The 10,101-nt window shown below is 51.3% G+C and carries 10 protein-coding genes; 5 read left to right on the top strand and 5 right to left on the bottom strand.

Translation table 11 applies throughout. The features are described from left to right. From VF639_RS25350 to VF639_RS09215, 5 genes are all read left to right on the top strand, one after another. Positions 1-101, top strand: a 101-nt coding sequence (locus VF639_RS25350) for an integrase core domain-containing protein (protein WP_414654652.1), incomplete at its 5' end; no start/stop codon positions are given. A gap of 13 nt (positions 102-114) precedes the next feature. Then, entirely contained in the window at positions 115-492 is a 378-nt protein-coding gene (locus tag VF639_RS09230; protein WP_331145607.1) for a recombinase family protein, read from the top strand. Continuing rightward, the gene (locus VF639_RS09225; RefSeq protein WP_331145604.1) at positions 493-714 is read left to right on the top strand and encodes a helix-turn-helix domain-containing protein; all 222 of its coding nucleotides are present in this window, start codon (positions 493-495) and stop codon (positions 712-714) included. Between the two features lie 224 nt (positions 715-938). Next, a complete protein-coding gene (locus VF639_RS09220) occupies positions 939-4,037 on the top strand; it encodes an Eco57I restriction-modification methylase domain-containing protein (protein WP_331145603.1) in 3,099 nt (1,032 codons plus the stop codon). 4 nt (positions 4,038-4,041) lie between these two features. Continuing rightward, a complete protein-coding gene (locus VF639_RS09215) occupies positions 4,042-5,706 on the top strand; it encodes a class I SAM-dependent methyltransferase (RefSeq protein ID WP_331145602.1) in 1,665 nt (554 codons plus the stop codon). A 199-nt stretch (positions 5,707-5,905) separates the two neighbouring features. Here VF639_RS09215 and VF639_RS09210 read toward each other — a convergent pair whose 3' ends face one another. The 5 genes from VF639_RS09210 to VF639_RS09190 form a co-directional block, all read right to left on the bottom strand. Further along, the gene (locus VF639_RS09210) at positions 5,906-6,727 is read right to left on the bottom strand and encodes a hypothetical protein (RefSeq protein WP_331145601.1); all 822 of its coding nucleotides are present in this window, start codon (positions 6,725-6,727) and stop codon (positions 5,906-5,908) included. Between the two features lie 317 nt (positions 6,728-7,044). Further along, positions 7,045-7,968, bottom strand: a complete 924-nt coding sequence (locus VF639_RS09205; RefSeq protein WP_331145600.1) for a sce7725 family protein — start codon at positions 7,966-7,968, stop codon at positions 7,045-7,047. Between the two features lie 23 nt (positions 7,969-7,991). Continuing rightward, positions 7,992-8,867: a sce7726 family protein gene (locus VF639_RS09200; RefSeq protein ID WP_331145599.1), complete on the bottom strand. Its 876-nt coding sequence runs from the start codon at positions 8,865-8,867 to the stop codon at positions 7,992-7,994. 471 nt (positions 8,868-9,338) lie between these two features. After that, a complete protein-coding gene (locus VF639_RS09195) occupies positions 9,339-9,743 on the bottom strand; it encodes a recombinase family protein (protein ID WP_331145598.1) in 405 nt (134 codons plus the stop codon). Continuing rightward, a complete protein-coding gene (locus VF639_RS09190) occupies positions 9,721-10,011 on the bottom strand; it encodes a recombinase family protein (protein WP_331145597.1) in 291 nt (96 codons plus the stop codon). Before VF639_RS09190 ends, VF639_RS09195 begins: the two co-directional genes overlap by 23 nt. Positions 10,012-10,101: the final 90 nt, after the last annotated feature.

Raw genomic sequence — 10,101 nt, 5'->3', positions numbered from 1 at the left:
TGCGCGAGCACTGCCGCTTGTGGCAATACGACTACAACCACCTGCGCCCCCACCAAGCCCTTCGCTTTATGACCCCCATCGAGTTCCGGCAAGCCGCCTAACCTCTACTTTTCACTGGCCTACTTACAGGGGAAGCTTACACGAGTAGCTATCTATGCCCGGATGTCCACCCGCGACAAAGGCCAGGACCCGAAAAATCAAGTGCACCAGCTGCGAGCCTTTGCCAAACAGCACGGAACCCTTTACAAGGTATTCACAGAGGAGGTGTCAGGTGGCAAGTCCAACCGAAGTGAATTCAATCTGATGCTGTTGGAGGCGTATCAGAAAAAATTCGACTTGGTGGTGTTTTGGCGGCTTGACCGCTTCAGCCGTGAGGGAGCCTTGCCCACGCTCAAATACCTGAAAGAGTTGCGCGACCACGGGGTCAACTACAAATCCTTTACCGAGCCCTACCTCGACTCACTTGGGCCCTTTGGCGACGTCATTGTGTAGATGCTCGCCACTATCGCCGCGCAAGACCTCATCAAGATTAGCGAGAATACGAAGGCTTCACTGGCAAAAAAGAAAGCGGCAGGTATTCAACTCGGTGCACCAGTGAAAGGTGCGGCAATCATTGCTCAGGTTCAAGCATTGAAAAGAGAAGGCAAATCGAACGCTACCATCGCACGCACCTTAGGAATTTCGCCAAGCACCGTGGCCAAGTACGTCAGCTGACCGGCCGTGAATCTATGTTAGCTGGCCCCGTTCCTATTTTCTATAGTGCTTACAGAGGGCGCTTTATGCTAAAGGCATTGCGTACGAACTTCATTTCTGGCCGCATTGAATTACCTTTAAGACTAATTTTGGAGGTGTTTAGCTTCTGAAAAAGACATAAAAAGTCTTGTGCTAAGCTGCTTAGAACTTGCCGCTGCATTTCTACTCAAAATACCAAAAGCAAAATGCCACGACCTGCACAGAATAAGCCTGAAGCCATCGAACAGCTTGAATTACTCGTGCAGGCATTTTCTGCTCATGAAGCGTATTATAAGTCATCAGCTTACATAGAGGCCCAACTTCGAAACGACTTTCTCAACCCATTGCTGAAAGCATTCGGCTGGGACGTGGATAATGAGGCCGGCAAATCCCAGCCACTGCGGGACGTGCTGCAGGAGGAAGAATTGGAGGTAGAGGACGAAACGGGCACCAAAATTAAAAATCCGGACTATACGCTGCGAGTTGCCGGGGCGCGCCGGCTGTTCGTGGAGGCCAAGAAGGCGCACATTAATGTAGAAACTGCCGTCGGTCCAGCTTTTCAGACACGGCGCTACGGGTGGAGCGGACAGCTTGCTTTGTCGGTTCTGACAAACTTCGAATGGCTGGTTTTCTACGACTGCCGCTACCGGCCTACGGCTGGCGACGCGGCCAACGTGGCGCGCTACCGTATCTACCACTACTCCGAGTTTATAGCGCAGTACGATGAACTAGCGGAACTGCTTGGCTATTCGGCTGTAGAAGCCGGGGCGGCAGAAGCAGCTTTGAATGAAGAGGCATCGGCGGGCCAGACGTTTGACGATTACTTTCTGGAACAGATAAGCTCGTGGCGGCTGGCGCTGGCGCAAGACATCATTGACGGCAATCCAGAGCTCGATGAGCAGAACGTGAACTTCCAGGTGCAGCGGCTGCTAAACCGGATTGTTTTTCTGCGCATCTGCGAGGACCGAAAGCTGGAAGGTTTCGAGCAACTGCAAAACGTGACAAGCTACGCGGAGCTGAAGCAGTTATTCCAAGTAGCAGATAGAAAATACAATTCGGGGTTGTTCGACTTCCTTGACGACCCGTTGGCACTGCGTCTGACGCTGGACGCTGAGCCGCTACTGCGGATTTTTAACGAATTATATTACCCACAGAGTCCCTACAACTTTGCGGTGGTAGACCCGGAAATCCTCAGCCAGATTTACGAGCGATTCTTGGGCAGCCGGATTGTGGTGGAAGGCAACGGGCAGGCGCGGATGGTAGAGATGCCCGAAGTGGCGGCCTCGGCGGGGGTAGTGCCCACACCAAAGCTGGTGGTGCGGAAGGTAGTGCGCGAAACAATGGGCCCAGTAGTGGGCAATGGCCGGACATTTGACCAGTTGCTAGCGCTGAAGGTGGCCGATATTTCGTGTGGGTCGGGAACTTTTCTACTGGCGCTATATGACTATCTGCTAGAAGAATTGGTGGCGCAGGCAGGGCCAGAGCAGATGCGGCAGGGACTAGCACGAGTGGGGTTGGGTGGGGCTATGCAACTAACGCTACTTGGCAAGCAGGCTCTACTGACACGTTGCATTTACGGGGTGGATATTAATCCTTATGCTGTGGAGGTAGCCCGATTCAGCTTGTCGCTCAAGCTGCTGGAAGATGAAACAGGGCCTACGCTGAGTGAGCACCTGGCCCGGCCGGGGGCGCGAGTATTGCCGAGCCTGAATGCTTCAATTCGCAATGGTAACTCGCTACTCGACGACAGCTATCTACAGTTCAACCAGGATGTGGCGGACGATATAGACGTGCTGCGGCGGCTGCGGCTGTTTAATTGGCAAGCTGAGTTTCCGTTTCTGGCGCAGACAGGTGGCTTCGATGCCATTGTAGGCAACCCACCCTATGTACGAATTCAGCACATGGAATTGTACGCGCCTGAAGAGAAGGCATACTATCAAGATGCCAGCAGCGGCTATGTAGCGGCAGGAGCGGGCAACTCCTTCGACAAATACTACTTGTTTATGCAGCGGGCACTGGAACTGCTAAACTGGCAAGGGTACTTGGGCTACATCGTACCGCACAAGTTCTTCACACTAACTGGGGCGAAGGTGCTGCGTGAGTATTTGGCAACGCACAGTTGGATGGCCAAGGTGGTCCATTTTGGCTCGCTGCAGCTCTTTCCGGAGCGCTCGACTTATACGGCCGTGGTAGTTCTGAGTAAGCAGGAGCGAGCTACCTTCGATTTTACGCGAGTGCGAGACAGTTTGCAGGGCCTCTTGACTGAGCAGCCGAGCAGTGAGTATCAAAACAGCGACTTGGGAACCGCGCCTTGGTTGTTTGTCGCCCCCGAAACTAGCGCCATCTTCAACAGGGTACGGTCAGCAGGAACGGTGACGTTGGATAGCGTCGCAAATATCGAAGTAGGACTTCAAACTAGTCGGGACGCTATATTTATTCAACGCCTTGCTGTTGTAGAAAACGGCTGCGTCTACTTTGAAACAGGAACGGGGAGAAATAAACAGAGGTGGCCGGTAGAGCAAGCAATCTGCCGTCCCTGCCTGATGAAAGTGTTTTTTGAATCCTTTGACACTTTGCAAGCCAATGCTTGGATGTTATACCCCTACCGTGACGTATTAGGTAGGGCTGAGCTAATTGACGAGGTGACGATGCAAACCAATTATCCTTTGGCTTGGACCTACTTGGAGGCGCACCGTAGCGAGTTAAGCACGCGGAGCATCGACGGAGTACGCGACCCAATAACTGGGCAACCTGTATGGTATCAATTTGGGCGTACAAATAGTCTAAGCAAATTTAATGGCAGGTCGAAAATAATCGTCAAGGTGATGACTAACAGACCTATGTATGCATTTGATAGGACAAACCTTCATTTTACAGGCGGTGGCAACGGCCCATTTTATTCTGTTGCAAGCAGAGGGCAGTATTCGATGCTCTATCTCATGGCTATCCTAACCCACCCAGTAATTGAGGCAATGGTAAGGGCACGGGCCAGCGAGTTTGAAGGAGCATACTACTCGCACGGCAAGCAGTTTATCAGCGGATTACCAATTAGGCAAATTGACTTTGGTGTGGCTGCGGAGCAAGCCAGGCACGATACAATTGTGCGGGCCGTAGAGCAATTGATTGAAGCCAGGGCGCAGCTGCAGGCCAACACACTGCCTGCTGACCGCTCGGTGATTTTACGGGTGGTACAGACCCGGGAAAACCAAGTGAGGCAATTAGTCAATGACCTATACGGATTGACCCCAGGGGACGCTCAGACGGTGAGCGAAGACGATATTTTGTACGGACAAGCAGAACAATAATGCAATGGGTGTAGCGCTAGGAGGAACAAAGGATATTGACAAGCTGCGGGGTGGTTATTATACCCCTAAGCCAATTGCAGACTTCATTTGCCGCTGGGCAATTCGTAGCTCAGCAGAAACGGTGCTAGAGCCGAGCTGTGGTGATGGTAATTTCATCGAGGCGGCTATTCAGCGCTTTCTAGCGTTGGGCCTGACGCAGACAGAATTGCTTGGGCACTTGCAAGGTGTAGAGTTGATGGAGGACGAAGCTGCCAAAGCAAAAGCGCGTGCCGAGGGGTACGGTCTTAACTCCACTACAATTGCCAATTCTGACTTTTTTCGGTTTGTGCGCGACTTACCGGCTGAGAAGCGGTATGATGTGGTGGTGGGCAATCCGCCGTTCATCCGCTATCAGAATTTCCCGGAGAAGCACCGAAGCTTGGCCATCACGCTGATGTCCGAGTATGGCATAATCCCGAATAAGCTCACTAACATTTGGGTGCCGTTTCTGGTGATTGCAGCTAACCGTCTCGCGGAAGGTGGGCGGCTGGGCATGGTTATTCCGGCTGAACTGTTCCAGGTGAAGTATGCGGCTGATACGCGGGTATTTCTCTCGCACTTCTTCCAGCGGATTACTATTGTGACGTTCACTAAGCTAGTGTTCGATGGAATTCAGCAAGAAGTGGTGTTGCTTCTGTGTGAGAAGGCAGCAGCCGATAACCACGGTATACGAGTGGTAGAACTGCTGAGCCTGGAGGCGCTGCTGGCGCTGGACGTTGCTAAGATTCAAGAGGCTCCGGTGAAGGTGTTGGACCACAGCCGGGAGAAGTGGACCAAGTACTTCCTAGATATCGACGAAATAGAGGTGATGCGCCGCACGAAGGCGGATGCTAGCATCAGAACCTGCGGTGAGTATATGCAGGTGGACGTAGGGATTGTGACGGGCCGCAATGAATTTTTCATGCTCAAGAGCGACAAGGTGGCTTCGCTGGGGCTGAGTGACCATGTGCAGCGGGTGGTGAGCAAGTCGCCACAGCTCAAAGGCATTGTGTTTCGGAACCAGGATTTTACGGATAACTCAGATGACCAGAACCCGACGCACCTTTTCGTGCCGCCGAACTTAGCTTTTGATGAACTGCCTGCCGTCTGCCAGGACTACATTAAAGATGGAGAGGCGCAGGAGTTTAATACCGGCTATAAGTGCAAAATTCGTAAGCGCTGGTACATCACTCCCTCGTTGAGCCGACCGCACGGCTTTGCGTTGCGCCAGGTAAATGAGTTTCCAAAGCTGATTGTGAATGAAGGAGAAGCATCTTCAACTGATACCATTCACCGTGTCAGGTTCAATCCAGGTGTTAACCCACAATTGGCTGTAGTCTCTTTTCTGAACTCGTTGACGTTTGCCTTTTCGGAAATTCTAGGGCGTAGCTACGGTGGTGGGGTTCTCACCTTCGAGCCTACGGAGGTGGAAGAATTGCCGCTACCTATGCTGCTGCGCACAGATGCGGTAGACTTCGAGGAAATTGACCAACTGATGCGGGAGAAAAAAGTGGTTCAGGCCCTTGATATTGTAGACCAAGCATTGCTGGTTGACCAACTTGGGTACACTTGGGAGGAGGTGCTTGCATTCCGTAGTGTTTGGAAGAAGCTTTCAGGGCGGAGGATTGGGCGGAAGAAGAAGGCGGAATAAATCCTAACCAAGCAGGACCCAGCATCTATTGACGAGAGCGATGCTGACGCTGCGCCTGTGGCTTCGCTGCGACTGCTGCACGGCAAGCCGGGTAGCAGCGCGGTGCCGACGGTCATGACCACGACTGCGACGGGAGCCATGGTCCTGAACTATGTAGCCCCCACATATTCTAAATGCTACGGTTACTAATACGCCGTGCTTAAACACCTACATCCACGCCATTCACTGTATTCTCTTTGCTGATACCCCAACAGTCGTGATATTCTAATGGTCGCATGGCTTCAGAAATATCAGCGGTCGATACTTTATCTAGTCCCAGCATCTTAAACGCAACCTCACCTCTTGGCGCGATACTCAGATTGCTGGGATTTATAACGGTGTGCTCGAAAAAAGAATTGCCACCGGCTGTCAAAATCTCCTGTCTGAATAATTCCAACAAGTCACGAGCTGACGCCCAAGTATCTAATCCGATAGCTTCTGCTTTATAAATATGGAAGCGGTCGTTAAACAATCGAAGTCCAAAATCCTCAAGCTTCCGACCATAGAAGGCAATAATGCACATCTGCTGATAAGTGAGATTATCAGCAAAATTGAGCATTTGGTAAGCGGCTTGAGCGGAGATACTAGCATCAAAGGCAACACTGCGGAATATGTTAGCAATAAGCCGGACTTTCTTTTCCTGGTATTGGGCTTTGCACTTTAGTAACACGCCTTCCAACAACTCAGCGCCCTTATTCGTGAAATTGGCATCGCCTTCAAAAAAGCCATCTTGCCGCACTACTCTACCAGCTGTTAGCTCCTGCTCGATGCCATCAGCAATATATGAGGTTGCGCTATCGAGCCGAACTCGTTCACGACTGGATAGCGTACGTTCGGCGAAATCTTTGAGTGCATCGGCCACAATGGAACCTACCGCTCCCCCTGCGATACTGCCGGCCGGTCCACCTACTAAACCAACCGCCGCACCAATAACTCCGCCTACTATACCGGCTCCTTTGTTACCTAATTCTAGCTTATTCATATCGAGTTATTGAGGTGCTCATGGCATAATCCAGCAGCCGGTCATCTTCGCTGCCGGCTTCGATAGGAAATAGAGAGGTGACTTCGTTTTTGTCCGCGTCGTGTTTCAGCTTCACGAAGAGCCCGTCAGGCGACTAGTGGAGCAAGACGGCTTGGTACACTAGTCGCCTGACGGGCAGTGTAGGTGCCCTGCCCGTCAGGCTTAGGCCAGCGGCACCTCTTCGGAGAATAGGGTGAAGGCGTGGATGGTCATTGGTGGACAAGGTAGGGAACGACATAAAAAAGCCCTGCGAGGTGGTGCAAGGCTTTTTCGTCAACTTATACCAACTGCGCTAGCAACTCTAAATGGTGTTGCATCGACGCCTGTTTAGGGGAACCTAAACCGGGATAGTGATTGGCTGCATCCCATTGCTGGAACATTGTAATGCCACTTGATAACGGCATGGCTGCTACAGAAGTAGAGTTTACCAAGCTGTTGCAGGCTTGTGCAAACTTTGGTGCTGGTGCTCCCTGAATACCAGCATTCATAGTAGATGAGAAATGGTGCATAATGAGCCCCGTAGGGCTGGCTCCTGCGAGATGTAAGGTAACTACCTTCGGTTGACCACCGCCTTGGCTGAAGTGGTCACCGTTTGCGAGGTAATCTCCCATTCCGACCAGCCCATCTGTTCGCCAAGTGCTAACATTTGATTCAAAATTGCTTAGTGCAGGGTAGTCCGAGTTGCGTTCTTGACGCTCGAAACCGTCGACTAGCATTACATGTCCGTTATGCCAGTTTAGCGATGGCCGCAGGCGGCGTGATTTCGTTTCGTCGAAAACCAGGTACTTAGGTGGGTTAGCCCTCAGTACAGCATCAATAGTTGCCATATTTGCGGGCAATGGTATATGACGAAATATTACTGCCTTTTCATTATTGAGATTTGAAGTCAAAAATGCCTGCAGTTCAGCAGGGCTAGCATGTTGGTCTACAATGTATCCCAAATGCAACCCAATATGAGCTGCCAAATGCCCAACAAGCAACGATTGTATTGTGGCTATAGAGATACGTCCGCTTCCCCTGGGGTGAAAGGGATTCATGATGAGGATGAATGGCCGCCCCTGTTGGGCCATACGTATAAAAAAGCGCGACGAAGCGGTGGCGACGTGCTCAACGATGGGCAACATCTTGTTGTAGGTGGCCATGGGCACGCTAAGAAGGGCCTGCATTTCATACTGCTTGCCTCGCAAATACGGAAAGTACATTAGGGGTTGGTTGAGGTAGATAATTACTCGAATAGCCCTAGCCGTTCTCGTGCAGTGACGCAGTAACGCTTGGATAATTCACGTCCAAAAAACAACATTCTCAACGACGTATCGCAATCCAATATTAAATTAAACTGATGTGGATTTGGACGGCGAGATTTTAATGCCTGCGCAAAAACGATATGCGCCTCCTCTATATCTAACCCAAGATACCATTCATGGCAGAATGTGTATATTAAAGCAGTACCCATCTTTGGCATTTTTCCTACCCATTTTTCATAAGCAGCCACTAATTCTGCTTGCCTCAAAGTCACTACTGCTTTAGCTGGGTCAAAGAGATGGGCGGTTGAGACGGCTGGGCGCAACGTTTCAATTTTGGCATCGTCATTCAGTACAATGATGCCGACCGTCTCATCTACTTTCTGATAGATAGCATCAACAGCGCCTCGATGGGTCACAATGTTCAGACAATCGTAAAGACACTGGTAAGAACCTAATTGCCCCGCTAGCCGGTCAAAATTGTCCAGTTCTGTCTTTATCTCATAAGCAACCGTCTGGCCATTTATTATAACGATATCAGCGATAGAGCGGTCTGATGCAACCTCTCGAAGCAGCGTTGCCGAATTATCGCTGTGGTACCGTAACAGAATTTGGTTTGCGATTTCGTTCTTATAAACGTATTCGCAACGATAATTTTCGCGCAAGTATTGGTAAGCAATGCTCAGACCATGAACGAAATTCCATTGCTCGTTTACTGGATACAGGCCGCAATGGTGTAACAACGAACGAATACTATCCTCGTGCACGCTGTCATCCAGTCGCTTCACTAAAGAAGCCCCAAATACCTGTGACAAGGCATAGTTATAGCAAGGGTCAACGATAGGGTGATTCAGCTGCATTGGAGTCGCAAATTTGCGATGTATTGGAGTTAATACAACACAAAGTGGAGGCTTTTGGCTTACTTAATTTACGAGTAAAACCTAGTTTTAATACAGAACGGCCTGATTTCTTGCAAGATTATTTCGCCTTCTCTCACCACTCCCGCCACTACTTTTCGTCAAACTTAGCCCGGCTAGTCGTGGGCGCCTGTAGCATCTCCACGGTCACGGTACCATCGTCGCACACGTCGAGCGTGCGCTAGTAGACCTGTCCGTGACGGAAGCCGGCAAAGCCATCAAGGCCGCGGAAGGTGTATACACTTGGATTAACCTCTAAAACATGATACCGGGGCTAAACCGGGGGCAATAATAAAAAAAGCCACTCACGGTACCGTGAGTGGCTTTTTAGCGCTCCCTCCTGGGATCAAGGTACTGTTCGTTCGCTCCTGAAGCTAACTAGGATCATGTAGTTGATCCTAGCTCTGTTGAAACTCAAGAGGTTTTCGTTTCCAATGTTGGCAGCAAGCGCTTTACCCCCATTGGGTGAAAAGCTTTCCCTCTCCGGGTCCGATACCCCGACTCATTGAGCTTGTTGGCAATCTCGCGCAAGCTAACCCCCGTCGCGCGCAGGAGGATGGCCAGCTGCTTAGCCTGCCGATTATTAAGATTAGTCTGCGCATTGCGCTGCAGCGACACCCATGACTTCTCCCGCGCCTCGGCTGTCAGATTGGCGGGAGTACCGAGTTGAAACCCACGGGCCTTCTTGGCGGCCAGCGCATCCTTGGTCCGAGTGGAAATGGCCGTAGCCTCCTTCTGCGCGACGGCCGCCAGAATGTGCAAGGTAAACTCATCGGCCGCCGGCAGATCAACCGCCTTAAAGCGCACATGACTTTCCATCAGCGTGGCAAGGAACGCCAACGTTACGGGCTAAGCGGTCGAGCTTGGCGACGAGCAGCACGGCTCCCTCCTGCTTGGCGTGCGTGATGGCGGCCTGCAGCTGGGGCCGGCTGTTTTTGCGCCCACTCTCTACTTCGGTAAACTCGGCCACTATGCTCGCCTCGGTTCCCACAAAATTCCAAACCGCAGCTTGTTGGGCTTCGAGCCCCAAACCAGATTGCCCCTGGCGGGCGGTGCTCACGCGGAAGTAGGCGACGTAGCGGGTCATTAAGGAGAAATAGGAGCGATAATGGTGCAATATACGCTGGTGTCACATCAGTTAAACGTCGGTTTAACAGCTGTCCAGCCTCTAATTGAT

The sequence above is a fragment of the Hymenobacter sp. genome (assembly GCF_036387835.1).
GTDB lineage: Bacteria > Bacteroidota > Bacteroidia > Cytophagales > Hymenobacteraceae > Hymenobacter.
Note: the sequence above shows the minus strand (reverse complement) of the source record. Positions and strands in the feature narration are given on the sequence as shown.

Coding starts and splice junctions, on each gene's coding strand:
- VF639_RS09225 (WP_331145604.1), top strand. CDS start 493: ATGCTCGCCACTATCGCCGCGCAAGACCTCATCAAGATTAGCGAGAAT.
- VF639_RS09220 (WP_331145603.1), top strand. CDS start 939: ATGCCACGACCTGCACAGAATAAGCCTGAAGCCATCGAACAGCTTGAA.
- VF639_RS09215 (WP_331145602.1), top strand. CDS start 4,042: ATGGGTGTAGCGCTAGGAGGAACAAAGGATATTGACAAGCTGCGGGGT.
- VF639_RS09210 (WP_331145601.1), bottom strand. CDS start 6,727: ATGAATAAGCTAGAATTAGGTAACAAAGGAGCCGGTATAGTAGGCGGA.
- VF639_RS09205 (WP_331145600.1), bottom strand. CDS start 7,968: ATGTACTTTCCGTATTTGCGAGGCAAGCAGTATGAAATGCAGGCCCTT.
- VF639_RS09200 (WP_331145599.1), bottom strand. CDS start 8,867: ATGCAGCTGAATCACCCTATCGTTGACCCTTGCTATAACTATGCCTTG.
- VF639_RS09195 (WP_331145598.1), bottom strand. CDS start 9,743: ATGGAAAGTCATGTGCGCTTTAAGGCGGTTGATCTGCCGGCGGCCGAT.
- VF639_RS09190 (WP_331145597.1), bottom strand. CDS start 10,011: ATGACCCGCTACGTCGCCTACTTCCGCGTGAGCACCGCCCGCCAGGGG.